Origin of the sequence: Streptomyces qinglanensis, from assembly GCF_900111245.1 — a bacterium.
In the GTDB taxonomy this organism is placed as follows: domain Bacteria; phylum Actinomycetota; class Actinomycetes; order Streptomycetales; family Streptomycetaceae; genus Streptomyces; species Streptomyces qinglanensis.
The window spans coordinates 79,536-105,475 of record NZ_FOGO01000016.1; the positions used below are offsets into that span (position 1 = coordinate 79,536).

Consider the following 25,940-nt stretch of genomic DNA (forward strand, 5'->3'; position numbering starts at 1 on the left):
AGCGGTACTTGTCGAAGTCGTAGCCCCGGTCGGCATACAGGCACCGGGACTTGCGGCCGGGGGCGGCCCCGCAGACCTCGGATTGACGGGATGGCGTCGAGTAGCGGCAGGAGTTGGGTGACGTCATGGCGGTTGCCGCCGGTGAGTGTGACGGCGAGCGGGGTTCCGTGGTGGTCGACGATCAGGTGGTGTTTGGAACCAGGAGGGGCGCGGTCGACGGCTGAGGGACCGCCGTGGTCCCCTCTTTGAGGGTCCGGATGTGCGAGCCGTCCACGGCACAATCGTCCATGTCCAGCGAGTCCGCGCGGCGCAGTTCGGCCAGCAGGGCGGTCAGCAGGCGTGGCCGGACGCCGGCCTCGGTTTCGTCACGCAACCGGCGCCAGGCCGCCACACCGGAGCAACCCACGACGGTGCTGGGAACGTCACGCCAGGCCACACCCTTGCGCAGGACGTAGATGATGCCGCCCAGTGCGACCCGGTCCGGCACGGGGAGCCGCCCGGGGTGACGGTGTCGGCGCGCGGGTCGTGCTGGCAGCAGCGGGGCTATCCGGCCCCCACAGTTCGTCGGGGACAAGGTTCTTGGTCACGGTGCTGAAGCCTGCCAGAGATTCCTGTTGAGCCCTCCGGGCCAGATCGACATACTCCCCGCATGACCAGCAACGGGGCCGAAGCCGTCGAGCAGGGATGGGACGCTCCCTGGTATCGCGTCCGAACAGATCGGTTCCAGGCATCATTTCTGCCCAGTGCGGAAGAGCCCCTGGATGCCGTCTGCAACGTCGATGTCGAGGTCCGGCTGACAGCGGACGAGTCACGCTGGAGCGCGACCGTGTTCACTCTTGCTGAGGTCGAGCGCCTTATGGAAAAGGACTCCCGAACCGGCGAGTCCCTGAGCGGCCGCTACTTCTGGTGCTCCGACGGTCTCATCGTTCGAGACGCAGGCATCGACAACATCACTCACGTGCTGACCGGTCTGCTCGATTGCGGTGACTTTACGCAGGTCCTTCATCGGCTCGACGACGACTGACCATCGGCCCCATTCTGAAACGATCTATTAGCCTCGATCTTTCGTGACGGTCCGTCGGTTTCTTCGGCGGGCCGTTTCGGTTGTTCGGGGTCGGTGGTGGGCACGCTGATGGCCCGGCTGTCGCGTCGGGTGGGCGCCGGGTTCCACGGCTCCGGTCGGGGTGGTGCTGGTTGCAGGGACGGGAACGCGCTGGTCAGCCGGGGTTCGGGAGAGTTTCGAGCCGCGCCAGGGCGTCGGTGATCACGTCGGTCCAGGGCCAGTGGCGTGCGAATCTCAGGTGCCGGCGGCGGGCGGTGGTGATGATCTGGGCGGCGGCGGAGAAAAGCCGGAGCCGGAGCCGGCGGGGTTCCCACCTGCGGGTTTTGCCGGTCAGGGCGAGCATGGGCATCCAGGCCAGCAGGTCCAGGGCGAGCTGGACGATCTCCAGCCAGATCTGGTTCTGTGCGGTGTCGTGCAGGGGCAGGTTGCGCAGGCCGGTGGCCCGTGCGGCCCGGATGCGGTCCTCGGCTCGGGCCCGCTGACGGTGCCGCAGCTCCAGCGCCGCAATCGCCATGTCGCTGGTGTTGGTGGCGAAGCAGGTCAGCCGCAGTCCGTCAGCGTCGGTGATCCGCAACTGGGCGCCAGGGTGGGGCCGTTCCTTGCGGACGATCAGCCGCATTCCCTTCGGCCAGCCCTTCAGGCAGTCGCCGGTGATCTCGGCGACCCATGCCCCGTCCCGGATCTCGCCGCCGGGCTCGATCGCTGCCGTCCAGGCGGTGGCGGGGACCTTGAGTACGGCTTGGTGAATCTGCTCGGTGATGGTCATGCCGACCGAGTACGACAGCCACCGTCCGCGCTGGGCGAGCCAGGCCGTGAACTCATGTGTTCCGCCCCCGGAGTCGGTAGGAATCAGCGTCCGGCGTCCGCGCCGGTACTTCTTCGGCAGTTGCGCCAGGGCGAGTTGGGCCGTGGTGATGTGGTCGGCGGCGGTGTTGCTGCCCGCGTTGCCGGGCCTGAGCAGGCCGGCCACTGGTTCCCCGCTCCCGCCGCTTCCGTGATCGACGAACCCCATCAGCGGGTGGTGTCCGAAAGTCTTCTTCCAGGTCGCGGTGGCGTCCTGCTTCTCGGAGTGGGCCAGCACGAGCACCCCGTCCAGGTCCACGATCACCTCCCCTGAGGCGTCCGGGGCCGCATGCTTGGCCACGTTCCAGACGTGCTCGCGTGCTGCGGCCCGCGCGGTCCGTATCGCGGAGAGGGCCTTCGGCCCAGCCTCGGCAAGGGTGTCGATGAGGCGGGAGACCGTCGGATCGGAGGCGACAGGGCCGAAGACGTCCGGCTCGGCCCGCAGCATCGCGACGTCCGCGAGGCAGTCCCCGCCCAGCGCGACCGCCAGAGCCACGTCCAGCAGGATCTTGCCCGGATCGTGCACCGCACGCTGCTTCCGCCACGGCGCCAGCGTCCTCGACATCGCCTGATCCAGCCCGGCCTTGCGGACGGTCTCGACCAGCAGCACAGCCCCGGCCTGGGACACCACCGCATGGCCATAGCCCTCGACGCGGACACGCGGGTACGACCCGATACGCTTCTTCACCTGAGAAGTGCTTCTTTCCTTGCAGCCAACAGGACCCTAGACAAGTCCCATCGTTGCAGGTCAGGGGCACTTCTCGCTTTTTCGACCAAGCATCGGACAGCCACCGTGGTGAAAGCGCGAGGTTAGGGAGTCGATGGCTTGGCGTTGGAGGCGGAGCCGGACGTGGGCGTAAACGACGGCGGTGACGCCGATGTGGGAGTGTCTGAGGAGTTCCTTGATCACGACGAGGTCCACGCCCTGCTCCAGGAGAAGGGTCGCCGTCGAGTGTCGGAGGTCGTGGAAGCGGATGCGGCGGAGTCTGGCCCGGTCGAGGAAGCTACGGAAGCGACGGGAGGTTGACAGGGTCGGGAGGCCCACCGGTCGGCGTGGTGAAGACCAGGCCGCTGCCCTTCCTGCCCGAGCCGACAGCCTGGCGTTCCATGTCCCGCCGCTCCTTGTCTTCCTTGAGGGATGGAGGCATTCGGTCGGGAGGGCGATGCGGCGTTCGGACCTCGGGTCTTGGTGGGCAGATGTGTGAGACCGCCGGTGCGGGTGCGCTGGAGCGAGCGCCTGATGCTGACCGTTCCAGTGGTGAGGTCGAGGTCTTCCCAGTGGAGGCCGAGGAGTTCGCCCTTGCGGAGGGCGGTGCGAAGGGCGACGGAGTGTGCTGAGCCGGCGGGGAAGCGGGGCCTCCCGCCGGACACCGTGACACCCCGCGGACATCGCGCCTGCGGCGTCCCCGGACCGGCCGACCGGTCCGGGAACCGCGGGCACCGCAGGGTGTGCGGGGGACGGGGCCGGTCCGGGCTGTAGGGGCGGGCGGGCCGCGCGAGGTTTCCGCCATCGGCTGACGGGCGGTGCCCGATCCCGCCCGGGTTGCCGGCCGCATCGCAAGCGGCCACGCCCGGCCCGGTCGGGCAGGGCGCCGGGCCGCCCCGGCGGCCGAACCGTGCGTGCTCCGCCGCCGATCGCGGCGGCCGGCCGCCCCGGCGCCCGGGGCGGCGGCGCCCGGGGCGGCGGCGCCGCTCCCGCACGAGAGCGGCTCGGTCAGTGCGGGCCGGACTGCCGGCCGGGCTCCGCGGCCGTCGCCTCCGGGCCCTTCGTGCCCGGGTCCGTCGCGTCCGGGCCGGGCTCCGTGACGGCCGGGACCTCCGGCGGCCCGGATGCCGGCAGCGGTGCGGCCGGTTCCGGCAGCGTGCGGAACAGCAGCCAGCACAGGACCGGCATCAGGACGAGCGGGGCCAGGGCGGTCCGCAGCGAGGTCGCGTCGGCGAGGGCGCCCAGCGGGGGACCGGCCAGGCCGCCGACACTGACGGCGAGCCCGAGCGTGATCCCGCCCGCGGTGCCGACCCGCGAGGGCAAGTAGTCCTGGCCGAGAGTGACCTGCAGCGAGAAGGGCACGTAGAGGCCGACCGAGGTGAGCGCCACGAACAGGTACAGGGCCGGACCCGGCGCGACCAGCACACCCGCGACCGCGCCGGTCGCGACCAGGTACGACCAGCGGGCGACGGTGACCCGCCCCCAGCGGCCCGCCAGGGTGCCGCCCAGCACGGAGCCGACCGCGCCGCCGAGGTAGAGCACGAACAGGGCCGCCGTGCCCGCCGCGGCGCCGCCGTCCATCCGCTGCTGCGCGTACAGCGAGAGGAACGTACTCAGTCCCACGAAGACGATCGAGCGGCACACCACGGCCAGCGACAGCCGCACGAACGCGGCCCTGTCGTCCGCTCCGCACGCGCCCGCCGCGGAGGCCCCGGCAGTGTGCCGCCGTCCCAGCGCGCGCAGCACCGGCAGGCACAGCACGCTCCCGGCGAGCGCGGGCAGCGCCAGCAGCGGAGTCAGGTGCAGCCCGCCGCTCCCCACCACCGCGCCGACCAGCAGCGGGGCGAGGGCGAAGCCGAGGTTGCCGCCCGTGGAGAACCAGCCCATGGCGCTGTGGCTGCCGCGGGACGCGATCCGGGCGATCCGGGCGGACTCGGGGTGATAGGCGGCCACGCCGATTCCGGAGACCGCCAGGAACAGCACGGTCGCCCCGTAGGAGCCGCTGGTTCCGCTCAGGGCGATGCCCGCGCCGCCCACCAGCGTGCTGACCGGCAGGAGCCACGGCATCGACCAGCGGTCGGTCAGGGCACCGAACGCCGGTTGCACCACCGAGGACAGCAGGGAGGCGGCCAGCACCAGGCCGGAGACGGTGGCGTAGCCGTAGGCGCGCTCGGCGACGAAGAACGGGACCAGGGACGCCACCGCCCCCTGGTAGACGTCGACGCAGGCGTGCCCGAGGGACAGCAGAGTGATCGAGAGGTTTCTTCGCACAGCGCCATGCTCCGGGGCGGCGCGGCTGTCGGGCTTCCGATAATCTGCCAGATGATGCCGGAGAACCGCCACACCCCGATCGCTCCGACGCACACCCGGCGACTGGCCTCCGGTGGTGCGATCGACCCGCACCGGCACGACGACCACCAGATCGTCTACGCCGGACGTGGGGTGCTGATCGTCACGACCGGCTCCGGCTCCTGGGTCGCCCCGGGGAACCGCGCCATCTGGGTGCCGGCCGGCACGGTGCACGCCCACGAGGCCCGCGGGGAGCTCGATCTGCACCTGGTGGGGCTGCCCGCGACCGACAACCCGCTCGGCCTGGACGCCCCTACGGTGCTCGCCGTGGGTCCGCTGCTGCGTGAGCTGCTCATCGCCTACACCCGCGCACCCGACGACGAGAGCCCCGAACGCGCCCGGCTGCGCGGGGTGCTGCTCGACCAGTTGCGCGCCTCTCCGCAACAGCCGCTGCACCTGCCAGCGCCGGCCGCACCCGCACTGCGCGCGCTGTGCGGGATCCTGCGCGCCGATCCGGCCGACGACCGCACTCTTGCCGAACTCGGGCGCCAGGTCGGCGCGAGCGACCGCACCCTCTCCCGGCTGTTCCGCGGCGACCTCGGCATGTCCTTCCCGCAGTGGCGCACCCAACTGCGGCTCCAGCACGCCCTGGTCCTGCTGGCCGAGCAGGAGTCGGTCACCGCGGTGGCCCACCGGTGCGGCTGGTCGTCGACCAGCGCGTTCATCGACGTCTTCCGGCGGACCTTCGGGCACACGCCCGGCTCCCACCCGGCGGACTGACAGCCTCGGACGCACGCCCGGCGGCGACGGGAGGAAGCGGCCTCCGTCCAGCGGCAGTCCGGCCCGCAGCGGGTGGTGGCACAACCGTAGGGGGCTGCCGAGTGTCCAACCGATGGGCCGATGGGCCGATGGGCCCTCATGTGTTCGGCACTGTCCTTTGTGTTCGGCACTGTCCTTCGGAGGCTGCTGTGCTGTATCGGGTGAGCGAGGGTACCTGTCCCCGTGCGTCCGGATGCCGATCCACCTGCCCGGTTCGCTTCTGGGCCCATCCCGCATGTGCCCGGGGGAATGGTCGAACTGCGGTGACCGGGCAGCGACCGCACAGCGCCACCGACCGGCGTGCACTCCCGAATCCGTCCCGGAAGGAATCCCGATGCGCAAGTCGACCGTCGCAGCTCTCACCGCCTCCGGCGCGTTAGCCGGAATCATCGGCCTGGCGCCCACGGCCTCCGCCGAGGCCAGCCCGGCCGGCTGCCCCAAGGGGTACTTCTGCGCCTGGAGCGGCCCGGACCAGACCGGTTCGCTGGTGCTCAGGACGGCGGGCAACTGGAGCGGCAGCGTCGCCTTCAGGTCCGTGTTCAACAACGGCTACGCCTATCCCGGTGCCGATCACGTCGACATGACCTACTGGTACGAGGGGACCGCCACCTCCTGCTTCCACTACAACCCCGGTCCCGGCCAGTACAAATGGACCGCCTACCGCACGCTCGTCGTCCAGAAGGTCGTGTGGCGCGGCGAGTGCTGAGCGCGTGACAGAGCCACCGGCGCATCCCGCGGCACGTACCGCGCGGGATGCGACCCCGGCGAACCGACGGCTCCACGTTCACAGGCTGCCGAAGAAGGCGCGGGCCGTCAGCCCGAGACCGACAGCCACCACGAGTCCGGCCGTGAGCGCCGGGCCCCGGCGGCCGAGGCGGGTGACCACCCGGGACGACGCCAGCCGGGAGAGGCGCTGTGAGCCGGTCAGCGCGTCGCGGAACTTCACCAGCGCGACACCCGCCGCGGTCAGGGTGAGCGCCATGCCGAGTCCGTAGCCGAGGACGAGCAGCACGCCGAAGGCCGTACGTCCCAGGGCCACGGCCCCGAGCAGTACGACGAGCGCGGAGGGGCTGGGGACGAGTCCGCCCGCGATCCCGACACCGATCAGGCCGCGCCGGGCGTGGGCGCGGGCGGGCCGGGGAGCGGCGCCGGGACGGGCCCCGGCCTCCGCGCGGGGCTCGGTGGCCTCCGCGGCGGGGGCCAGCACGGCGACACCGCCGTGCGATGTCCTGTCGGCGTACGGCTGACCCGGGTGCGGGTGTCCGGGTGCGTGCTGCCCGTGACTGTGCCCGTGACTGTGCCCGTGCCCGTGCCCGTGGCTGTGGGAGTGGGAGTGGGAGTGCCCGTGCCCGTGGGAGTGACCGTGGAAATGGCCGATTCCGTCGCCGCTGCTGCGCAACGCCCCTTTCAGCAGCGCCAGACCGATGCCGGTGACCAGCAGTCCGCTGGCGACTCCCAGCCACCCCAGCACCGACTCGCCCGCCAGACGGGTCGTCAGGGGAAGGGCGAAGCCGAGGACCAGGACACCGGCGGTGTGGGTGAAGGTGACTGTCGCACCGACGGTCACCGCGTCCCGCACGCTGCCGCGCCGTCCGGCCAGATACGCCGCCATGATGGTCTTCCCGTGGCCGGGCATGGCCGCGTGCGACGCGCCGAGCACCAGAGAGAGGGCCAGCGCCAGCAGTCCCACCGGCAGGGTCAGGGTGTCGGCACCGACGAGGGAGTCGAAGAGGCCGGTGACCCGGGTCAGCGCGGCGGTCAGCGGCCCGGCGCCCGGCAGTTCGGCGGGCAGGGCGGGAGCGCCGTCCCCGGCGCCCGGCTCGGTCCGCAGCGTCGCCGAGCGCTGGTCGAGGGGGTCGGCGAGCAGGTCCGCCGGGTAGTGCCGCAGCTCGTCGGTCGCGGACGACGTCGGCAGCGGAGACGAGGACAGCCGCACGCCGCTGCCTTCGGCGGTCATCTCGTGCCAGCCGACGCTGGTCCCCGCGAAGGAGTCGGTGACCTCGACCCGCGCCGGGGAGGAGAGGTCGGCCGGACCGGTGAGACCGCAGTGCAGCCGGCTGGTCCGCAGCCCGGCCTGACCGGGGTGTCGGGTGAAGGCGCTGGTCCGCACGCGCCAGTGGACTCTTTCGCCGTCGACCCGCGCGGTGACCTTCCGCGCCAGCTCGTCGCACTGCCGGCGCGCGTACGTCTTCCGCTCGGCTGTGGAGGCCCGTCCGTCCGCGTCGGCGTCGACGGCCGGCAGTTCCTGGGCCGCGGCGATCTCGGCCCGGTCGACGACGGCCGTGACGTCGATCCGGTCGGGGAAGAGAGTGAACCCGTCGTAGTGGTTGACGGTGAAGTTGCCCAGCGGATGGGCCTGCGCGGAGGGCGCGCCGCCCAGGAGCAGCAGCGCCGCCCCGGCGGCGAGGACCGCTGCCCTCGCGACGGTCGGTACAGGGGCTCTGCGCCGCGGTCGGCCGGTCATGCCTCGGCTCCGATCCTGGTGAGTGTCCGGCGTGCGACCGGTGCGTGGAGCGGGTGGAAGTGCGGGTCGGTCCGCAGAGCGGCCCGCAGGTCGGTGCGTGCGGCGGCGCGGTCACCGAGGGCGTGGTGGATCATGCCGCGGTGGTAGCGGTAGAGGGCGCTGCGGGTCCCCAGACGCAGGGCCCGGTCGGCGTGGGAGAGCGCCTCGCGGTCGCGGCCCGCCCGGTGCAGTGCCCAGGCGTAGGCGTCGTGACTGGCGAGGAACGGGCGGCTGCGCACTGCCCGGCGTCCGAGTTCGACCGCGCGGTCGGCGGCGCCGTGATCGGCTTCGAAGAGCACCGCCTCGGCGTCGTCCCGGACCCCGGCCTGCTGCAGGAGGCGCTCCTGGGCCCGGTACACGGCGTACTGCTGACGTGCCTTCCCCAGGTTGCCCCGCGCCTGCTGGAGTTCGCCCAGCGCGATCACGTAGGCCGGCTGGGGCACGTGGGCGATCGCCTGCTCGAAGTCGTCCACGGCCCCGGCGTGCCGGCCGAGTGCGGTGCGGGCCCGCGCCCGCACTTCGAGGAGACCGGGGTTGTCCGGAACGCTGCGCAGGCCCGCGTTCGCCTCCCGCAACGCGGAGGAGGGCGCACCGGCCTGCAGCGCCAATTCGGCCAGGTGGTAGCGCGCGAAGGCCGTGTCCCCGGGGTCGGACGCCGCCTTCAGCGCCCGGCGCATCAAGGCGCGTGCCCGGTCGGTCTCGCCGCGCAGTTCCCACGTGTAGGAGGCGCGCGCGAGCGCGGGAGTGCCGGGTTGGAGGTCGACCATCTTCTGGACGGCCTCGAAGGATTCCCGGTACCGGCCCAGTTGGGTGTAGGCGTCGCCCAGCACTCCCTGGGCGGCCGCGTTGGCCGGATTGGTCCGCGCCGCGCGGCGGGCCCAGCGCAGTGCGTCGCGGAACTCGTGGCGTCCAGCCGCCAGCGCCCCCAGTCCCACCTCCGCGGTGAAGTTGTCCCGCGGCTGCAGGTCCAGTGCTCTGTGCAGGGCCTTCTCGGCCTTCGGGTAGTAGGAAGGATCGGCCGTCGTCTTGGCCTGTTGTACATACTCCAGCCCTAGCTGGGCCCATGCCCGGGGGTTCTTCCCGGTACGGCGGATCTGCTGCCGCAGTCCTTCGATCCGGCGCTGGGCGGCGTCCTCGGACGAAGCGACTGGGGTGCGTCTCCCGCCCGCCGACGGGTCGGCCCGATCCGGCGCGAGCCCCAGGGCACCGGCCGCGAACAGCGCGGTCCCCAGCGCGAGGACGGCACCTGTTCTGCGCAGGTGTCTGCGCCGCGCTCGCCGCCCCGCGTCGTGCGCGGCGGGAGGGGTGCGGTCGGCGGGCCGGTGCGGCGGTGCGGTGGTCATGGAGCCCCCGGAGGTCGGCTGTGCGGAGAGGGACGGACGGCCCGCGTGTCTCCGGTCGGGTGCCGGATGTCTGCAGGCCGTCCGTGATGAGCGGTCAGGTCATGCGGAGGTGCGGTGCCCCCGTCCGGACCCGCGGCGCCGGAGGCGCAGACCGCCGGCGCCCAGCAGCAGCGCGCCGAGCGCGGCGAGCCCGGCCGGAGCAGCCGCTTCCTGCGGCACGCCCAGGAAGCCCGCCCGGTCGCCCTCGGCGGCGGACTGCCGTGCTCCGCCACCGGAACCGGCGTCGTTCACGCTCTTGGTGTGCGGCAGCGCCACGTAGGGGAAGGTGTTCCCGAAGGCGCGATCGTTCGCATCCACCCGGTCGCCGTCGGCCAGCGCCTCGACCGGCTTGCCGGTCTGGGCGGCGCCTTCGACTGCCTGCAAGGAGATGTCGACGACGTCGTCCGTCAGCCTCCTGCCGTTGGGGAAGCCCGCCAGGTCTCCGCCCAGCACCCCGAGGCGGTCGGGCTTTCCGGCCGGCGCGACGCCCATGTTCAGCCGCAGCTCCTCCGCGGGGACGATCCGGTCCCGGTCGGCGTCCTTGTTGAGGCGGTGGGCGTTGAGATCGGCTTTGATGGGGCCGCACGCCTTGCAGATGCCGGTCAGGTAGATCTCCGCCAGGTCGTCCCGCGGGGTCTCGGGCGCGGGGACGCCGTAGACCTTCTCGATGGTCTTGGGCAGGATCGGGTCGTAGACCTTGTCGACGACCGGCTGTACGGTGCGGTCCTGGTCGGGGGAGATGCTGTTGAAGGCGTCCTTGTACTTGCGGGGCACCACCACCTCGTTGACCAGGGGGTTGCCCAGCCGGGAGACCTGGCGGTAGCCGTGGTGCCGCTGCGCGTCGCGGCCCTCGAGGACGCTGGCTCCCTTGCGGTCGGTGGTGGACCACACGCCGATGACGGGGTTGCGCTCGGCGTCGCCTTCCAGCGCCAGGTGCTTCTTGGGCACCTGGACGGCGAGCGTGTTGACGTTGTAGCCCGCCAGCGTGTCCTTGCCGCGCTCGCTCAGGTCCCCGCCGTAGAGCAGGTCGAAGACCCGGAGGTCGAGGAAGAACGAGTCGTCGGACTGGCCGCTGAACGCCTTGCCGCCGCCCGGCAGCCGGCGTACGGCCTGGTCGCGGAGTGCGCCGTAGTCCGGCATCGAGGCGGGCCCGACCCGGGACGGGGCCACGGGGGCGTTGTGCAGCAGGGTGCGGGTGCGGCCGTCGGCGCGGGTGACGCGCAGGTCGTAGGTCTGCTTGAACAGCAGATCGGGGTCGTCGAAGCCGGTGACGACGCCCTTGTTGTACAGGAACTGGCTGCCGGCGTTCTTGGTGCGGTTCCGGAAGGTCCAGGTGTACGTGGTGTCCGGGCGGCCGTCGCCGTCACTGTCGATTTTGATGTTGTAGCGGGCGTCTTCGGCGAACGGGTAGAAGTTCGGCCCGCCGTTCGGTTCCTCGAAGGGGATCCAGTTGGCGACCAGCGTGACGGTGTCGGGCTTGTCGGGGCTGGTGAACGCGTAGACGTCCGTGTTGTCCGCGCGGGGGTCGCCCGAGATGAGCGGGGCCTCGCGGTGGCTGGACGCCGCGCTGGTGCCCGGTGCCAGGCCGGTCACGGCGGCGGCGGTCGCCAGGATGCCGACGCCTGTCGTGACCAGTGCGCGGTCGAACGCCTTCCCGTCGGGCAGGCGGAACCTGCGGGTCGATGAACGGTTTCTCATGAAGGTCCTTCCGGTCGGCCGCCGGTATCGGGTCGAAGGCGTGACTGCTGCCGGCTGATCAGCCCGGTCAGTACCTCGGTCACGGTGATCCGCTGGGCGGAGAGGTGTCCGCGGAGCCGAATGGCGCGTCGCCCTTCTCGGTGCTCCGCAGGGCAAGCAGAAGTAGAACATCGAATTGCGCAGTCGCCGGTAATTCGGATCCGTGTGTATCCAGAAGTAAGGGGATGTGCGTCCGGCGGAGTGTGATTGTGCGCGTGGTTCGGACTGTTGCATATGGTTTGCAATAGGTTTGCACGGGGAGATTGATTCGCAGGTCGGAGAGGGTTCTGCGAGTGTGCGGCGCATTCCTGCGCGCCGCTGGGAGCCCGTGCCCGCGGGCGGACGATGTCAATGAGGCGGGGTGGGGTTACTGCTTTCGAGTGGTGAGTGTCGGCGCGGCCAATCCGGCGGCGCCACTACCCCGAACCGGGAGTGACGGGCAGTACGGGCAGTACGGCCGGCCCGGGCGGCGCCGCAGGGTGCTCCGTGGCTGCGACAGGAGGTGGGCGACATGCGGGGTGTCTCGAGTGCGGCGCCGCTCGGAGGGGTGCTGCTGCCGTGGCCGGCGTCGAGGAGCCCTCCCGGGCTGATGGTGCGTCACCGGGGTGGGGCGCCGTCCTGCGCCCCGGCCCGGCCGTTGGGTGTGCAGGTTCGATCCGGCGGTGCGGCTCCTCTCCCGCCCCCGGAGTCTTCGACCGCCCCGTCCGCGGCGAAGCCGTGGGTGCGGGGCTGCGCGTCTCGCGAGAGCGCCGGGGTCCGTGCGGCCGACGGGGCGGATCAGTCGCTGTCGTCGGCCTGGACGGCGCGCGGGGAGGGGCTCGGGGTTTCGCGGAGCCTGGCGAATGACACGGAGCTCTCGATCAAGTAATTAATCAACGCAAACGAGAGGACACAGTGTAGCGGTCTCGGAATACTGGACAAACGGAATGGGTGGCCCGCTCTTGCGGTGGGCTGCTCCCTTTCTGTGCGTGGAAATAATTGCCGGGAAGTGATGCGCTCCGGGCCGGCCAGCGGAAAGCCGGACCTCGGGCCGGGCGTGGAACCGGTGTGCGCAGCATCCCGCACGGAGCTGGCCCGCGCGCCGCGACCGTGCCGAGGCCGACCGCGGGCGGATGCGCCGCCCGGTGCGGCGGGTGCGGCGGGTGCGGACGGCGGGGCCGCCGGGTGGGCCGACCCCCGGACGGCGCTCGGAAGGTCGGTGGTCCCGCTGGTCAGTAGTCCTGCGAGGACGCCATGTGCGCCGCCTCCGGGCTGCCGCCCACCCGCCGCAGATGGACGTGCCGGCTGAGCCGGATCACCGGCCGGACCAGGAGCTCCACGCTTCCGATGAGAAAGCACCAGGTGCCCGGCACGGTCCACGCCTCGGAGAAGAACATCACGCTGCCGACGATGAACCAGAGGGCGATGAGGATGTCGTTGACGATGCTCGCGGTGGCGTACCGCCGGCGGATCACCAGTTCCTCGTGGCCGATCTGCACGATCAGCGGACGCGGGGACGTCTCGCGGTCCGACGGCCGGGACGTGCTTCCGAGCCGGTGCGGGCCGGATGCCTCTCCCTCGGCGGGGACACTCGTGGACGTGGACTCGGACATCTGCGGACACCTCCTGAAACGGGACGGCCGGGCATCGCCGGACGCCCCGGCGACCGCGCACCACTCGCGCGGAGAATGCTGACGACCCTCTGCGCCCGTACCCGGCACCCGGCTGCCTGAACGTGGCAACTGCCGCCCACGGCACGCGATCCGGGACCGGTGCAGGAGTTCCGCTGCTGTTCCCCTTCCGTACAGGTCGCGGGCCCGGGCGGCTGGCACGCTCTTGCGGGTCTGCGCGCCGGTGACCGGTGAGGCAGCACAGGAAATCCTCGTCCTCACAAGGCTGGGCATGTCAACTGATGAAGCTTCCGCGGGTCCGGTGACCCCACCCGCGAGTCCGGTGGTTCCTTCCGCGGTTCCGGCCGCTGCCGCCGAGTCCGGAGCCGGCGCCGGGCCGGCCGCGTCCGGGCAGGCGCCGCCGGTGCGCCGCGAGCACCGCTTCGACATCGATCTGCTGCGGGTGATCTGCGCCTGCGCGGTCATCACCGGACACGTCGGCGGCGAGTGCATGCTGGCGGTCGGCAAGAGCGCGGAGAACGGCCGCGCTGTCTACTGGACGGGCCTCTTCCTGGACTCGGTGACCAGTTGGGCCGTGCCGATGTACTTCGCGATCGCGGGCTGGGCCGTGCTGGTGGGGGCGCCGCCGCGGAACGGCGGGACGCTGCGCAAGCGTTCACTGCGCATGATCATCCCGGTGGGGATCTGGTCGGCGGTCTACCTGCTGTGGGGACGGCTGCGGGACACGAACGGCGGACCGACCTCGAAGCTCGCGCTGGACGCGCTCTTCGGCACCGTCCAACCGGCCTTCCATCTCTGGTACTTCTACGCCCACGTGCCGCTCATCCTGATCCTGGGCTTCGTGATGCTGCTCAAGGCCGGCAAGCGCCCCTGGGGCGTGGTGGCCGCACTCGTGGTGATCTCGGCGGGCCCCACGGCCTTCAGCGATCTCGCCCGGCTCACCGGCTGGGACGTGCCGCACTTCGGCTGGCAGGTCGGCAGCTACTCACTCGTCTACGCCGTGATCGGAGCCCTGCTGCTCAGCCTGCCCGCCACCCGGCGCAGGCACCGCGGCTGGTGGCTCGCGGGCACTGTGCCGGCCCTGGGCCTGGTGCTCTGGTCGCAGGACCGCATCCACTTCGTGATCCCCAACGCCAGCATCTTCGTCGCCGCGCTCAGCGTCTGCGTGCTGTTCGCCGCCAACGGGGTGCGGATCCCGGAGCGGATGCGTCCGACGCTGACCAAGCTGACGGACGCCGGGCTGGGAGCGTTCATGTTCCATGTGCTGCTGCTGAAGACGATCTCGCCCGCGTTCGTCTCCGCCGATCGCGGATGGCTGGGCGCGGCCGGGGCCGCGGCCGCGCTGACGGTCCTCACGGTGGTGCCGTCCTTCGGCCTGAGCATGCTGTGGGGGCGGTTCAAGCTGAGGCGCTACCTGGGGTAGGCAGGCGCGACCGCGGGGCGCGGACCGACGGAGGGAGGGCCGGTGCCGGACAGCAGTCCGGCACCGGCCCTCCCTCGTGCGTCGGTCCCGAGCCCGTCAGCCCCGGACCGCTGCCTGCGCCGCGCGGATCCGGCGGGCCGCCCAGCGTGCCGACGGGCTGGTCCGCAGCAGCCTGGCCCGGACCGACGTACCGCCACCCGGGAGAGCGAGTGCGGTCAGCCGACGGCGCTTGAAGTAGCGCTCGGTGGCCTCACCGAGGTGGTCCTCCAGCCAGGCGGCGGCCTCCTGGCGCAACTGCGGATGGAGCTTGGCCTGCATGCAGTAGCCCACGGTCCGCACCAGAGCCCCGAGTTCGCCGGCCCGCTCGGCGACGGTGGGGGCGTCCTCCATGCGGTCGGCCGGCTCGGGCACCGCGAAGTCGACGATCGTGACGGGCACGCGGTTGCTGTTCTGGTAGGGCGTCAGCCGCTCCAGCAGCGTCTCCGTGCCCACCCTGGCGATCGCGATGCCGTAGTAGGCGGCCGCGGTCAGCAGCGCGGTGGAGAAGCAGCCGACGACCAGGGTGGGACGGCAGCGGTCGTACACGGCCTCGGCCAGCACGGGGCCTTCCAGGACGTGCAGTCGCACTCCCGCCCGGGCGGCTTCCTGCTCCAGGACGCGGGAGTAGCGCGCCGGAGCGGTGGGGTGCGGCTTGAACACCACACACGAGTGTCCCGCGGCCACCGCCCCGCGCAGCATCCGCGCGTGGAGCTCTTCTTCCTCCTCGGGGGTGAGGATGCCCAGTGCCGCCAGGTACTGCCCCAGCAGCACGGCGCTCGGGCGGTCCCGTGCGACGCGGGCCAGCTCCGGCTCCCCGGCGGCGGCCTCTCCCAGCTCACCGAGCACCTTCAGGAACGCCGCATCGGGTACGGCCTCGGGCGGCACGGTGTGTTCCGCCAGCAGCAGCGGGCGCAGGCCGGGCACCAGATCCAGATGCAGCAGCCGCTGGACACGGCAGCCCAGCCACTGGGGGAGCCGCTCCCGGGTGGGTCCGTAGCTCATCAGACCGTCGGCGTACACGTGCACCGCACTGCCGCTGAAGACGGTGGCCAGCGCTTTGGCCGGGCTGACGTGGACGGATTCCACCACCAGCTCCACCGGCGCGCTCCCCAGCCCCCAGGCGTGCCGGAACATCCGCTCCCACACCGGCGCCTCGTCCCGCAACGGGGCCCAGGTGCTGGGGTGGTAGGGCTGGATGGCCTCGTTCCAGTCGACGATCTCGTCGAAGCGCGCCGCCAGCCGCTCGAAGCCGTTCATCGTGGGCAGGCGGGTGGCCGCCTCCGGAGTGGCGGCATTGTTGGAGACCAGCAGGATGCGGCGTGCCGCGTCCTGCTTCCCGAACTGCCCCGCGTCCACGGAGGCGGCCAGGGTCGCGGCTCCGTAGAGCGTGGAGACCTCGAAGATCTGGACGGGGCGGGCGGACTGCTGGTCGGGGCGGCGCTGCTGCGCCGTTCCACGGGAATCCGGCATCGGTCAGGCCGCCTTTCCGGCCGCCGCGCGCATGCGCTGCAGTCTGTCGGCGCGTTCGTGGTCCATCTCCGCCAGCGTCCGGTCCAGCACGTCCTGGGGCATGCGCTGCAGCGCGGAGGTCACCCTCTTCTTCAGCTGCCGTGCCACCGGGGCGTGGTAGCGCCGGATGTTGGCCAGGTGGAAGGCGATGAGCGCGCAGTAGGTCCGCACCGCCTTGGGCAGGAAGCGGTCACCTTCCGGATCGGCGGCCAGGTCGGCGAGGAGCGCGTCGTGGGCGGGGATGAAGTCCAGTTGCCGGGCGTCCCGGATCTGGGTGAGCGAGGTGGTCACCCCGCGCCGGTAGAACACCCCGAGCAGGCCCGTGACCGCGAACGAGCGGGCCGCCAGGTGCAGCCGCCAGGTCCACAGCCGGTCCTCGGCGGTGCGCAGGTCGGCGGCGAAGCGCAGCGCCCCGTCCTCGAACAGGGCGCGGCGGTAGACGCCGGCCCAGACGAACGGGTAGTCCACCATCGTCTCCGCCTGCGGAGGGGCTATCACATCCCGCGGGTGCAGCACCGCGTCGCGTACCGGTGCCGGGGCGCGGCGCACGACGCGCTTGGTGCCGGTGCTCTGCACATGGTCGGTGCGCACGAAGTCGCAGTCCAACCGCTCGATGACGCGGACGAGTTCGTCGAGGTGGCCGGGGCCGTACCAGTCGTCACCGTCCAGGAAGGTCAGGTAGTCGCCGCGGGCCGCCTCGATCCCGGCGTTGCGGCTGCGGGCGATGCCCCGGTTCTCCTCGTGCCGGATGACGGTGGCGCCGGGGAGGCGCTGCTCCCACCTGTCCAACATCTCCGGGGTGGCGTCCGTGGAGCAGTCGTCGACCAGGATGAACTCCGTTGTCGGCCCCGCGTTGTTGGCGAGGCTCCTCAGGGTGTCTTCCGCGAATTCCTGCACATTGTGGCACGGCACGATGACGGAGAGTTTGGGCATATGTAATCCAGGAGATAGTGCGAAGTGGGCGGGACGGTGAACTGACAGTGAATTCCGGTGGTCGACTGTATGGAAGAACAATGCGGCGGGCCGGTATCCGGATCGGGATGCTGCGAGGCGAGCGGATAGGCGGCACAGGCGGTGAGCCTACCCTCCCGGCCAGGGGTTTCTGAAGGTCACGCGCGATTACCGGCGCTTCTGCCCGGGTGCGGATCCCCACACCGGAAAGGTGTTCGTGCGGCCGGTGAATTCTCGATGGCCGGAATTCTGCTCCGGTCGGAATTCCCGCCGAACAGGGGGCCCGAGCCGTGCGCCGCTCGGGGCGCGGGGCGGGCGGCGCCGCCGCGCGGGGCCGGGCTGCGCCGCGCCGGGATGCCCGCACTGCCCCGGTCGCCTAGGCTCGAAGCACGCGAGGCCGCCCCGACCGCCGACCGGGTGCGCGTCGGGCCGCGGAGTCCGCCGGTGCTCTCCACCGGTGTGCGGCTTCCCCCAGTGAAGGAGCGCGTGCCATGCCCGAGAGCCGATCGAGCGGCAATGCCTTTCCCGCGCCCAGCGAGGGAATGGCGGTGACCGTCTTCCTCACCGTGAACGATGTGGCGCGCTCGCGCCGGTTCTACAGCGAGGTGCTGGGCGGCGAGATCGTTCTGGCGGAGAACCCCTGCACCATCCGGCTCGCCAACAGTTGGATCATCATGAACCCCGGCGGCGGGCCCACGCCCGACAAACCCGGGGTGACGCTGCAGGCCCCCGAGAGCCGGGAGGTCGTCTCCAGCTTCATGAACCTCCGGGTGGCCGACATCCAGGCCGTGTACGAGGAGTGGACGGCCAAAGGTGCCGAATTCCTCACCCCGCCCCTCGACCGGGAAGCCGAACTGCGCTGCTACATGCGCGATCCCGACGGTTATCTGATCGAGGTCGGTCAGGCGACCGGAATGCTGCACGGACACTTCGCCCGTCGGGCCTGAGGGGCGGAGTCCGCGCCCCGTACGGCAAAGCGGCGCGCAGCGGAGCCGAAGGGACACACAAGGAAAGGGAAACGGCCAGGTACGCATACGTGCGCCGGGCCGGGAGCCGTGGCTCCCGGCACGGCGCACGCGGTGCCGCGGCGGTCCGGCGCGCAGGGCGCCGGACCGGTGCTGCGGAGGGTTACGGGAAGGTGAGCTTGAAGCTGTTGATGTACCCGGTGTCGAAGTAGGCCCGGTCCCGGACCTTCAACTGCCAGACACCGTTGGCGTTCTCGGCCGAGGCGTCGACGCTGTAGGTGGTGTCGATGTTCGGCGTCGAGTCGCCGGAGGAACTGTGCAGGCGGTACGACCTGCCGCTCGGGCCCACCAGGTCGACCTGCAGGTCACCGCTGTAGGTGTGCACGATGTTCACGCCCACCTTGAGGTTGCTGGGGGCCTTGCCGCTCAGACCGGTGGTGGTGATCTTGGAGGTCACCGCGGAGCCGGGGTAGTCCGGGATGGAGACGTCCGTGTCGTTGGTGAACGTCTTGCCGTCCCCGGGATCGGGGTCGCCGGGGCGTTCGCCGACGTTGACACCGGCCCAGGCGTCCGCCACCGACTTGTACTCGGCGCTGTCGGTGCCGTACAGGTCACCGGCGACCGCCAGGGTGCCGGAGCGCGCCCCGGCGTAGTTGGTGGTGGAGGTGAACTTGGTGGTCAGCGCCTTGTACCAGATCAGCGCGGCCTTCTCGCGGCCGATCCCGGTGACCGGGAGACCGTCGGAGGTGGGCGAGTTGTAGCTGACGCCGTTGATGACCTTGGCGCCGCTGCCCTCGCTCAGCAGGTAGAACCAGTGGTTGGCGGGACCCGACGAGTAGTGCACGTCGCTGTTCCCGATACCCGAGTACCAGTAGTCCTTGGAGGCGCCGTCCCGGCTGGGCTTGTCCATGTAGCGCAGCGGGGAGCCGTCACCGTTGATGTCGATCTTCTCGCCGACGAGGTAGTCGCCCTTGTCGGTCGAGTTGTCGGCGTGGAACTCCACGGCTGTGCCGAAGATGTCCGAGGTCGCCTCGTTCAGGCCGCCGGACTCACCGCTGTAGATCAGGCCGGCCGTGGCCGAGGTGACACCGTGGGTCATCTCGTGTCCCGCCACGTCCAGCGAGGTCAGCGGCTTGTTGTTGCCCGAGCCGTCGCCGTACGTCATGCAGAAGCAGGAGTCGCTCCAGAAGGCGTTGACGTAGCTGTTGCCGTAGTGGACCCGGGAGTAGGCGGCCTGGCCGTCACCGCGGATGCCGGAGCGGCCGTACACCTCCTTGTAGTAGTCCCAGGTCTCCGCGGCGCCGAAGTGCGCGTCCGCACCCGCGGTGGCGGCGTTGGACGGGCTGCCGTTCCCCCAGGTGTCCGAGGACTGGGAGAAGAGGGAGCCGGTGCCGGAGGTCCCGTGGTTGAGGTTGTAGGTCTTGTGGCCGCCGCGGGCGTTGTCGGTCAGTGTGTAGTTCGAGCCCGACTGCGCGGTGCCGAGGGTGACCTGGCCGCTGTACTGGGTGTTGCCGATGCCGGTCTCGATGCCCTGCCACTGGCTGAGCTTCTTGCCGGTGCGCGCGTCGGTGACGACGTGCAGCTCGCTGGGTGTGCCGTCGTGCTGCAGTCCGCCGACGACCGTCTCGAAGGCGAGGGTGGGCTTGCCCTCGACCAGCCAGACGACCTTGCGCGGTCCGCGGTCGGCGTCGGTCTTCTTCGCCCCGGCGGCGTCGGCGGCCTTGAGCGCCTGCCGTTCCGCCGTGCCGGGCCGGACGCCTGCCTTGGCGGAGAGGTTCTTGAGGGCGTGCTTGGAGGCCCGGCCGACCTCCTTGGTGGTGCCCTTCGCGGTGGTCTCCACGACGAGGTCGCCGCCGAGCACGGGCATTCCGCGGTAGGTGCGCTCGTAGCGCGTGTGGACGGTGCCGTCGCGGTCCTTGAGCACGTCGCGGACGACCAGCTTCTCCTTGGCGCCCAGGCCGAGCTTGTCGGCGGTGGCGGCCTTCTTGCTGTCCGCCTTCCGCAGCAGCGCGTCGCGCTGGGCGGGCGAGAGCTTGACGGGCAGGGCCCCGGTGTCGGCGCCCTTGGCGGCTGCCGCTGCGGTGTCGCGGCTCTGGTCGTCGGCCGCGGCCGGACCGGTCTGGACGGCGACCGAGAGCAGGGCGGCCACGGCGCCGAGCGCGACGCCCGCCGATGCCTTCGGCGGCAGCAGGCGTCTGTGGGAGGTGGGGGTGGTGCCTCTGTGGGAGGTTGATCTTCGCAAGACTGGCTCCTTCTGCTGGCCGCACGGGCGTGCGGCCTGGGAGACCGGACGGCGGACGACCGTCCGGCGGATCTCGGCAGAGCAAGGCGGAGCAAACGCGAGCTGGTGGAACGGTGTTGCTGGTGCGGCGACCGGAACGACCAGCACCGCGTGGGGGAACTACCGCTCGCTGTTCGTGCAGTGGTGCGAGCGGCCAGTCGCAGACTGCCACTCGGGACAAGCTCCTGTCAGGAGCGCATCAAGGGTTTGGCCGGAAACGGTCCGTTGTCCGTGCGTTCACGTCCGCTATCCGGTGCCGTTCCTTCAGCCGCACGCTGCGCCGCGCCGGTCCGTCGCCCGGCGAACGGCGCCTCAGGCCCCGCCGGTCCAGGGCTCGGTCGCCACGACCGCCGACACCGGCAGCGGCCCGTAGAGGTGCGGAAACTCCTCACCGCCGGGAGCTGCCGGTTCGTAGCGGACGGGGGAGGAGAGCCGCTCGGTGTCGACGACGAGGACGACCAGCCGGTCCGGTGCCACCTGGTCGCCGTAGAGCGCGGCCGCCACGGCGGGGAGTTGGTGCCGCAACGAGAGATGGATGAAGCCGACCTCGCTCAGCGTCCGGCCACGGGTGGACATCTCGTACGTCCCCCGCGTGCAGGCTTCGTCCCACAGGACCCGTTCGGTGATGTGCAGTACCTCGGCCATCCCCGCACGGTAGTCGCCGTGCGCCCCTCGGGGGATCTGATACGCCCCCGGCGGTCCGCCCCCCCCCGGTGCCGGCCGCGAAGGACTCAGTCGCGGAACGAGCCGTCGGCCCGCCGCGCGTGCCGGGCCAGCAGGTGCCCGCACAGCGGGCAGTGGCGCCGCAGCGCCCGCTTGAGCACGTACCCGATGCCCGCCGTGCACACGTACACCAGGCCGACTCCCGCCGCCTGCAGCAGTTTTCCCAGTCCGGACTTGGTGCAGCTCTCGCAGTCCCGGCAGCCGGCAGCCATCGCGGATCCCTCGCCTTCGTTCCCGTTCGGTGGTCTTGCCCGGAAGGACGTGCGCAGGGCCGCGCACAGGTGCCCCCGGTACCGTGCCGCGACGGTCCGGGGACGGGCCTGTGACAGCGGACCGAGGTCCGACAGCGGAGCGAGGTCCGCTCCGCCGCGGAAAGCGGTGCCGCACCCCGGCATCGGTACTCCGCGCCCGGCCGAGGCGGCGACGGATTCCCGCCAGGCGCTCCGCGCCCCGGCCCAGCACGCACGCGTCGACCGGAGGCGCCGGGACTCCCCGGATCGGCGAGGGCGAAGGGTCAGCCTTCGGCTTCGGTCCTGTCGCCGGCCCAGAGAGTGTGGAAGACGCCGTCGCGGTCGGTGCGGCGGTAGGTGTGTGCCCCGAAGTAGTCGCGTTGCCCCTGGGTGAGTGCGGCGGGGAGACGTTCGGCGCGCAGGGAGTCGTAGTAGGCGAGGGCGGAGGCGAAGCCTGGTGCGGGGACGCCCTGGGTGGCGGCCGTGGCGACGACTGCTCGCCAGTCGTCCTGCGCGGCGGCGATCTCGGTCGCGAACCCCTTGTCGGTGAGCAGGCTGGGCAGTCCGGGCTGTGCGGCGTACGCCCTGGTGATCCGGTCGAGGAAGGCGGCTCGGATGATGCAGCCGCCGCGCCAGATCGCGGCGACCCTTCCGAGGTCGATGTTCCAGCCGTACTTCCCGCTGCCGGCGGCGATCTCGTGGAAGCCCTGGGTGTAGGAGACGATCTTCGATGCGTACAGGGCCTGTTCGACGCGGTCGGTGAACGCGGCCGCCGCGTCCCCGCCGAGGGCGCGCGCGCCGGGCCCTGCCAGGTGGCGGGAGGCGGCACGCAGGTCCGCGTGGCCGGAGACCGAGCGGGCGAAGACCGCCTCGGCGATGCCGGGCACCGGAACCCCCAGGTCGAGGGCGGTCTGCACGGTCCAGCGGCCGGTGCCCTTCTGCTCCGCGCGGTCGGCGACGACGTCGACGAACGGCCGGCCGGTCTCCGCGTCGGTGTGGGTGAGCACCTGTGCGGTGATCTCGATCAGATAGGAGTCCAGCCGCCCCTGGTTCCAGCGCCGGAAGACCTCGGCGATCTCCGCGGGGGCCAGGCCCGCGACCTTCCGGAGCAGGTCGTACGCCTCCGCGATGAGCTGCATGTCCGCGTACTCGATGCCGTTGTGCACCATTTTCACGAAGTGGCCGGCTCCGTCCGGGCCCATGTGCGCGGTGCACGGGGCGCCGTCCGGAGCCCGCGCCGCGATCCGCTCCAGCAGCGGACCCAGTGCTTCGTAGGACGCGTCCGAGCCGCCCGGCATGATGCTCGGGCCCAGCAGCGCGCCCTCCTCGCCGCCCGAGATGCCCGTTCCCACGAAGTGGATGCCGTGCTCGCGCAGTGCGGCCTCCCGCCTGCGGGTGTCCTCGAAGTGCGCGTTCCCTCCGTCGACGAGGATGTCGCCGGGCTCCAGCAGTGCGGCGAACTCCTGCAGGACGTCGTCCGTCGGCTCGCCCGCCTTGACCATCACCACCAGACAGCGGGGCCGCCGCAGCGCTGCCACGCACTCCCGCGCGGAGCCGGTCGGTACGAAGTCGCCCTCGTGGCCGAACGCGTCCACCAGCTCTCTGGTCCGCGCCTCGGTGCGGTTGTGCAGGGCGACCGTGAAGCCGTTCCGGGCGAAATTGCGGGCGAGGTTGCGCCCCATGACGGCCAGTCCCGTGACACCGATCCGCGCCGACGCTGTCATGGTCACACCTTTCGGACGGGGAGACTTCCGGGTGCCGGGAACGTCCGCACGGGGGCTCCCGCGCCGACCGGCCGGCCCCTCGATCGTCCCCCGACATGCGTCCCGGCGCGCGCTGCCGCGGTACGGGCTGCCCGGTCACTTGGCGTCCGCATAGCACTCCACCGCTGCGGTGGTGAAGCCGAAGCGCACAGGCGTCGGTCCGAACGCGGCGACGCCGGCCTCCTCGGCGGCCGCCGTGATCGCCTCCCGGACCCGGGGCGCCTCCTCGGCGGGGCAGTGCACGATGACCTCGTCATGCTGGAAGAACACCAGTTCGGCAGCGAGGGGCAGGAGGCGCCGGCGCAGCGCCGCGAGCATCAGCACCGCCCAGTCCGCCGCACTGCCCTGGACCACGAAGTTCCGGGTGAAGCGGCCCCGGGCCCGCGCTGCGCCCGCTGCGTTCCCGGGGGCGCTCTCAGGCGGGCCGGACGCCTCCGTGCCCGCCTCCGGCCCGGTGCCGCCCGCGTCCTCCTCCCCGCCGCGGCCCACGGGCGGGGAGGTACGGCCCAGATGGGTGCGGACGAGCCGGCCCTCCTCTCCCGCGCGGGCCGCCTCGTCCACATAGGAGACCGCGGCGGGGAACCGCCTCCTCAGCGCGGCGAGATTCCGCAGGCCGTCACCGCTGGTCTGCCCGTAGACCGCACCCAGCACCGCGAGCTTGGCGCGGTCGCGGTCGCCCGCGAAGGCCCGCTGCGACAGCGCCGTGTACAGGTCCTGCCCGCTGCTCGCCACCGTCATCAGCCCCGGGTCCCGGGAGACGGCCGCGAGCACCCGCGGCTCGAGCTGGTCCGCGTCGGCCACCACCAGCAGATGCCCCGGATCGGCGACCACGGCCCGCCGCACCACCTTCGGGATCTGCAGCGCACCGCCCCCGTTGGTGGTCCAGCGGCCGGAGGCGGCGCCGCCGGGCACATACGCGGCGTGGAAGCGCCCCTCCCGCACCCAGGAGCGCAGCCAGCTCCAGCCGTGCGCGGTGTAGAGGCGGTACAGCTTCTTGTAGCGCAGCAGCGGCTCGACCGCCGGATGATCCACCTTCCGCAGCTCCCAGGCCCGCGTGGACCCCAACCGGACACCCGCGCGGGCGAACGCCTGCAGCACCTCAGCAGCCAGGTCGGGGCGCACCCGCTCGCCGGGGCCGAACGCCTGCGAGATCTCCTCCTCCAGCTCCACCAGGCGCCTCGGCAGTCCGTTGCCCGCATACCGTTCACCCAGCAGCTCCTCCAGCAGCTCCCGGTGGATCTCCGCGCTCCAGGGCAGCCCCGCACGTGTCATCTCCCCGGCCACCAGCGTCCCCGCGGACTCCCCGGCCAGCAGGAGCCGCATCCGGTCCGGATGCTGCGCCCGCGCCGTCCGGTCCAGCTGCGCCGCGTACACCTCCAGCAGCGCCTCCAGCGGATCCACGCCGTCCGGCAGCGGTACCGGGCCCGTCTCGAACAGCGAGGGCGGGACGTCGGACTCCGGGTGCTCCGGCGGCCGGTCCGGCGGCACCGGACGTCCGTGCAGCCGGGCCCACGCGGCAGGCAGCGAGCGGGGATCGCCCGCGCGGCCCTCGTGCGCGAGCAGCAGCGCCTCGGCCGTCTCCACGTCGTAGCACCGCGCCACCCGGATCCCCGCGGCCAGCAGCTCGGACTGCACCTGCGGGGTGGTCCGCCACACCCAGCGGGTCACCTCCGGGCGGGCCCGTACGGCAGCCGCCGCCGACTCCTCCGTGCGCACGGGACCCGCCGCGCGGCCGCGCGCGTCCAGCGGGCACACCCGCACCCCGGTGCCGCCCGCCGGGGCCAGCGCCCACCTGCCGCGGTCCGGGGCCTCCCGCGCGTGCCCGTCCCCCGTGCCCCCCGTGCTGTCGTCCATGCCGGGAGTCTCCCAGCCGCCTCCGACAATGCCCGTCGGAAATGCCCGTGGGACCGTTCCGATCACCGCCGGCGCGCGGGTGGGCCGCAGGCGGACCGGCGGTGCCGCGGATCGGCGTATTTCCGCGGCGCAGGCGGGTGAGGGAGTGCCATACTCCCGCCATGCCAACCCACATGGAGAAATGGGCGCACTGTGGCTGACGGCCGGGCGCACGAGGCGCGCCCGATCTCCGGGTCCCGGGGTACCGAGCGGTCCCAGGCGCGTCGCGCCGAGTTGCTGGCGACGGGGCGCACCCTCTTCGCCGACACCTCCTACGACGCCCTGTCCATGGACGACATCGCGCGCAGCGCAGGTGTGGCCAAGGGGCTGATCTACTACTACTTCACCAGCAAACGCGGCTACTACCTCGCCGTCATCGAGGACGCCGTCGCCGAACTGGTGCTCCGCGCGACGAGCTGCCGCGAGCTGCCTCGCGCCGAACGCGTTCAGCGCACCGTCGAGAGCTATCTGCGCTACGCCCAGCAGAACCAGGCCGCCTACCGCACGGTCGTCACCGGGGGAGTGGGCCACGACGCGCAGGTACTGGCGATCCGTGACCGGCTGCGCGAGCAGTTGCTGAGTGTGGTCGCCGAGGGCTCCTGGGGCCCCACCCGCATTCCGCCGCTCGCCCGGGCCGCCCTGGTGGGCTGGCTCTCCTCGGTGGAGGGCGTCACTCTGGACTGGCTCGCACGCGGGCAGGAGCTCTCCCCCGAGGTGCTGTGCGGCCTGCTCACCCGCACGCTGCAGGGCACGCTGGAGATCGTCGCGCGGTTCGAGAGCACGCTCCCGCCACCGCGCGCCGGCCGCAGGGAGCCGCTTCCCGCGCAGGCGGCGGCCGGTGCCGTGCAGGGCTCCGCATGATCCGGGCACTTCCGGGACACTCGTTCCGGTAGCAGTGTCCTTGGGTCCGGGAGGCGGTCATGGACATATCCGGAATCATCAGTGCACTCGTGGTCGGCGTCGTCATCGGCGCGCTCGGTCGGCTGGTACTGCCGGGCAGGCAGCGCGTGGGCCTGCTGTGGACGGTGGTGGTGGGCATCGTCGCCGCGTTCGTCGGCACCGGAATCGCCAGTGGCCTGGGTGTCGCCGACACCAGGGGGTTCGACTGGATCGAGCTGATCATCCAGGTCGCCCTCGCCGCGGTCGGCGTCGGCGCGCTGGAGCGGGCGCGCGCGGGCAGACGAGTGCAGCGCTAGAGAGTCCGGGCAGCC

The 25,940-nt window shown here is 72.0% G+C and carries 20 protein-coding genes and 2 pseudogenes; 7 read left to right on the plus strand and 15 right to left on the minus strand.

What is annotated here, in order from left to right; genetic code table 11:
- Position 1: 1 nt before the first annotated feature.
- Positions 2 to 587: pseudogene (locus BMX65_RS31725) on the minus strand (IS5 family transposase); the annotation flags it as partial.
- A 62-nt stretch (positions 588 to 649) separates the two neighbouring features.
- Between BMX65_RS31725 and BMX65_RS26940 the strand changes: the two are divergent.
- On the plus strand, positions 650 to 1,024 hold the full coding sequence (locus BMX65_RS26940) for a hypothetical protein (protein ID WP_075002959.1): 375 nt from the start codon (positions 650 to 652) through the stop codon (positions 1,022 to 1,024).
- A 193-nt stretch (positions 1,025 to 1,217) separates the two neighbouring features.
- Here BMX65_RS26940 and BMX65_RS26945 read toward each other — a convergent pair whose 3' ends face one another.
- The 3 genes and pseudogenes from BMX65_RS26945 to BMX65_RS26955 all read right to left on the minus strand — a co-directional run bounded on the left by BMX65_RS26945 (position 1,218) and on the right by BMX65_RS26955 (position 4,883).
- Positions 1,218 to 2,594: an IS1380 family transposase gene (locus BMX65_RS26945; RefSeq protein WP_075002960.1), complete on the minus strand. Its 1,377-nt coding sequence runs from the start codon at positions 2,592 to 2,594 to the stop codon at positions 1,218 to 1,220.
- Positions 2,595 to 2,654: 60 nt separating this feature from the next.
- Positions 2,655 to 3,235, minus strand: a pseudogene (locus BMX65_RS33195) (site-specific integrase); the annotation flags it as partial.
- A 385-nt stretch (positions 3,236 to 3,620) separates the two neighbouring features.
- A complete protein-coding gene (locus BMX65_RS26955; protein ID WP_075002961.1) occupies positions 3,621 to 4,883 on the minus strand; it encodes an MFS transporter in 1,263 nt (420 codons plus the stop codon).
- A 54-nt stretch (positions 4,884 to 4,937) separates the two neighbouring features.
- Here BMX65_RS26955 and BMX65_RS26960 point away from each other — a divergent pair, with 54 nt between their 5' ends.
- Together BMX65_RS26960 and BMX65_RS26965 are read left to right on the plus strand one after the other, a co-directional pair.
- Positions 4,938 to 5,681 carry an AraC family transcriptional regulator gene (locus BMX65_RS26960; protein ID WP_075003018.1) on the plus strand — a complete coding sequence of 248 codons (744 nt, stop codon included), beginning with the start codon at positions 4,938 to 4,940 and terminating at the stop codon, positions 5,679 to 5,681.
- Positions 5,682 to 6,054: 373 nt separating this feature from the next.
- On the plus strand, positions 6,055 to 6,426 hold the full coding sequence (locus BMX65_RS26965) for a peptidase inhibitor family I36 protein (protein WP_075002962.1): 372 nt from the start codon (positions 6,055 to 6,057) through the stop codon (positions 6,424 to 6,426).
- Positions 6,427 to 6,504: 78 nt separating this feature from the next.
- Here the strand turns inward: BMX65_RS26965 and BMX65_RS26970 are convergent, their stop codons facing one another.
- The 4 genes from BMX65_RS26970 to BMX65_RS26985 all read right to left on the minus strand — a co-directional run bounded on the left by BMX65_RS26970 (position 6,505) and on the right by BMX65_RS26985 (position 12,934).
- A complete protein-coding gene (locus BMX65_RS26970) occupies positions 6,505 to 8,184 on the minus strand; it encodes a sulfite exporter TauE/SafE family protein (RefSeq protein ID WP_177214358.1) in 1,680 nt (559 codons plus the stop codon).
- Positions 8,181 to 9,566: a tetratricopeptide repeat protein gene (locus BMX65_RS26975; protein WP_075002963.1), complete on the minus strand. Its 1,386-nt coding sequence runs from the start codon at positions 9,564 to 9,566 to the stop codon at positions 8,181 to 8,183. Before BMX65_RS26975 ends, BMX65_RS26970 begins: the two co-directional genes overlap by 4 nt.
- Before the next feature lie 99 nt (positions 9,567 to 9,665).
- Positions 9,666 to 11,303, minus strand: coding sequence for a DUF4331 domain-containing protein (locus BMX65_RS26980; RefSeq protein ID WP_075002964.1), 1,638 nt, complete (start codon positions 11,301 to 11,303; stop codon positions 9,666 to 9,668).
- 1,250 nt (positions 11,304 to 12,553) lie between these two features.
- Positions 12,554 to 12,934: a YrhK family protein gene (locus tag BMX65_RS26985; protein WP_079172104.1), complete on the minus strand. Its 381-nt coding sequence runs from the start codon at positions 12,932 to 12,934 to the stop codon at positions 12,554 to 12,556.
- A 421-nt stretch (positions 12,935 to 13,355) separates the two neighbouring features.
- On the opposite strand from BMX65_RS26985, the gene BMX65_RS26990 reads away from it, so the two are divergent.
- Positions 13,356 to 14,375, plus strand: a complete 1,020-nt coding sequence (locus BMX65_RS26990; RefSeq protein ID WP_239501878.1) for an acyltransferase — start codon at positions 13,356 to 13,358, stop codon at positions 14,373 to 14,375.
- Between the two features lie 96 nt (positions 14,376 to 14,471).
- On the opposite strand, the gene BMX65_RS26995 is transcribed toward BMX65_RS26990, so the two are convergent.
- Together BMX65_RS26995 and BMX65_RS27000 are read right to left on the minus strand one after the other, a co-directional pair.
- Positions 14,472 to 15,884, minus strand: coding sequence for a polysialyltransferase family glycosyltransferase (locus BMX65_RS26995; protein ID WP_075002966.1), 1,413 nt, complete (start codon positions 15,882 to 15,884; stop codon positions 14,472 to 14,474).
- Between the two features lie 3 nt (positions 15,885 to 15,887).
- Positions 15,888 to 16,856, minus strand: a complete 969-nt coding sequence (locus BMX65_RS27000) for a glycosyltransferase family 2 protein (RefSeq protein WP_075002967.1) — start codon at positions 16,854 to 16,856, stop codon at positions 15,888 to 15,890.
- Positions 16,857 to 17,365: 509 nt separating this feature from the next.
- On the opposite strand from BMX65_RS27000, the gene BMX65_RS27005 reads away from it, so the two are divergent.
- Positions 17,366 to 17,821: a VOC family protein gene (locus BMX65_RS27005; protein WP_075002968.1), complete on the plus strand. Its 456-nt coding sequence runs from the start codon at positions 17,366 to 17,368 to the stop codon at positions 17,819 to 17,821.
- 181 nt (positions 17,822 to 18,002) lie between these two features.
- Here BMX65_RS27005 and BMX65_RS27010 read toward each other — a convergent pair whose 3' ends face one another.
- From BMX65_RS27010 to BMX65_RS27030, 5 genes are all read right to left on the minus strand, one after another.
- A complete protein-coding gene (locus tag BMX65_RS27010) occupies positions 18,003 to 20,081 on the minus strand; it encodes a M4 family metallopeptidase (protein ID WP_075002969.1) in 2,079 nt (692 codons plus the stop codon).
- 351 nt (positions 20,082 to 20,432) lie between these two features.
- Positions 20,433 to 20,765 carry a DUF952 domain-containing protein gene (locus BMX65_RS27015; protein WP_075002970.1) on the minus strand — a complete coding sequence of 111 codons (333 nt, stop codon included), beginning with the start codon at positions 20,763 to 20,765 and terminating at the stop codon, positions 20,433 to 20,435.
- An 86-nt stretch (positions 20,766 to 20,851) separates the two neighbouring features.
- Complete coding sequence (locus BMX65_RS27020) at positions 20,852 to 21,055, minus strand: hypothetical protein (protein WP_075003021.1); 204 nt, start codon at positions 21,053 to 21,055, stop codon at positions 20,852 to 20,854.
- Between the two features lie 302 nt (positions 21,056 to 21,357).
- Positions 21,358 to 22,797, minus strand: a complete 1,440-nt coding sequence (gndA, locus tag BMX65_RS27025; protein ID WP_075002971.1) for an NADP-dependent phosphogluconate dehydrogenase — start codon at positions 22,795 to 22,797, stop codon at positions 21,358 to 21,360.
- 135 nt (positions 22,798 to 22,932) lie between these two features.
- Positions 22,933 to 24,690 (minus strand): bifunctional 3'-5' exonuclease/DNA polymerase, encoded by a 1,758-nt coding sequence (locus tag BMX65_RS27030; protein ID WP_075002972.1) that lies wholly within the window; start codon positions 24,688 to 24,690, stop codon positions 22,933 to 22,935.
- A gap of 192 nt (positions 24,691 to 24,882) precedes the next feature.
- Here BMX65_RS27030 and BMX65_RS27035 point away from each other — a divergent pair, with 192 nt between their 5' ends.
- Together BMX65_RS27035 and BMX65_RS27040 are read left to right on the plus strand one after the other, a co-directional pair.
- Positions 24,883 to 25,590, plus strand: coding sequence for a TetR/AcrR family transcriptional regulator (locus BMX65_RS27035; protein WP_079172106.1), 708 nt, complete (start codon positions 24,883 to 24,885; stop codon positions 25,588 to 25,590).
- A gap of 59 nt (positions 25,591 to 25,649) precedes the next feature.
- On the plus strand, positions 25,650 to 25,925 hold the full coding sequence (locus BMX65_RS27040) for a GlsB/YeaQ/YmgE family stress response membrane protein (protein ID WP_075002973.1): 276 nt from the start codon (positions 25,650 to 25,652) through the stop codon (positions 25,923 to 25,925).
- Positions 25,926 to 25,940 lie beyond the last annotated feature (15 nt).

What these genes read in the sequence shown, in the direction of transcription:
- BMX65_RS27000 (WP_075002967.1), bottom strand. Translation starts at nt 16,856, where the DNA reads ATGCCCAAACTCTCCGTCATCGTGCCGTGCCACAATGTGCAGGAATTC.
- BMX65_RS26975 (WP_075002963.1), bottom strand. Translation starts at nt 9,566, where the DNA reads ATGACCACCGCACCGCCGCACCGGCCCGCCGACCGCACCCCTCCCGCC.
- BMX65_RS26980 (WP_075002964.1), bottom strand. Translation starts at nt 11,303, where the DNA reads ATGAGAAACCGTTCATCGACCCGCAGGTTCCGCCTGCCCGACGGGAAG.
- BMX65_RS27030 (WP_075002972.1), bottom strand. Translation starts at nt 24,690, where the DNA reads ATGGACGACAGCACGGGGGGCACGGGGGACGGGCACGCGCGGGAGGCC.
- BMX65_RS27015 (WP_075002970.1), bottom strand. Translation starts at nt 20,765, where the DNA reads ATGGCCGAGGTACTGCACATCACCGAACGGGTCCTGTGGGACGAAGCC.
- BMX65_RS26965 (WP_075002962.1), top strand. Translation starts at nt 6,055, where the DNA reads ATGCGCAAGTCGACCGTCGCAGCTCTCACCGCCTCCGGCGCGTTAGCC.
- gndA (WP_075002971.1), bottom strand. Translation starts at nt 22,797, where the DNA reads ATGACAGCGTCGGCGCGGATCGGTGTCACGGGACTGGCCGTCATGGGG.
- BMX65_RS27020 (WP_075003021.1), bottom strand. Translation starts at nt 21,055, where the DNA reads ATGGCTGCCGGCTGCCGGGACTGCGAGAGCTGCACCAAGTCCGGACTG.
- BMX65_RS26960 (WP_075003018.1), top strand. Translation starts at nt 4,938, where the DNA reads ATGCCGGAGAACCGCCACACCCCGATCGCTCCGACGCACACCCGGCGA.
- BMX65_RS27040 (WP_075002973.1), top strand. Translation starts at nt 25,650, where the DNA reads ATGGACATATCCGGAATCATCAGTGCACTCGTGGTCGGCGTCGTCATC.
- BMX65_RS26985 (WP_079172104.1), bottom strand. Translation starts at nt 12,934, where the DNA reads ATGTCCGAGTCCACGTCCACGAGTGTCCCCGCCGAGGGAGAGGCATCC.
- BMX65_RS27005 (WP_075002968.1), top strand. Translation starts at nt 17,366, where the DNA reads ATGCCCGAGAGCCGATCGAGCGGCAATGCCTTTCCCGCGCCCAGCGAG.
- BMX65_RS26970 (WP_177214358.1), bottom strand. Translation starts at nt 8,184, where the DNA reads ATGACCGGCCGACCGCGGCGCAGAGCCCCTGTACCGACCGTCGCGAGG.
- BMX65_RS26995 (WP_075002966.1), bottom strand. Translation starts at nt 15,884, where the DNA reads ATGCCGGATTCCCGTGGAACGGCGCAGCAGCGCCGCCCCGACCAGCAG.
- BMX65_RS26940 (WP_075002959.1), top strand. Translation starts at nt 650, where the DNA reads ATGACCAGCAACGGGGCCGAAGCCGTCGAGCAGGGATGGGACGCTCCC.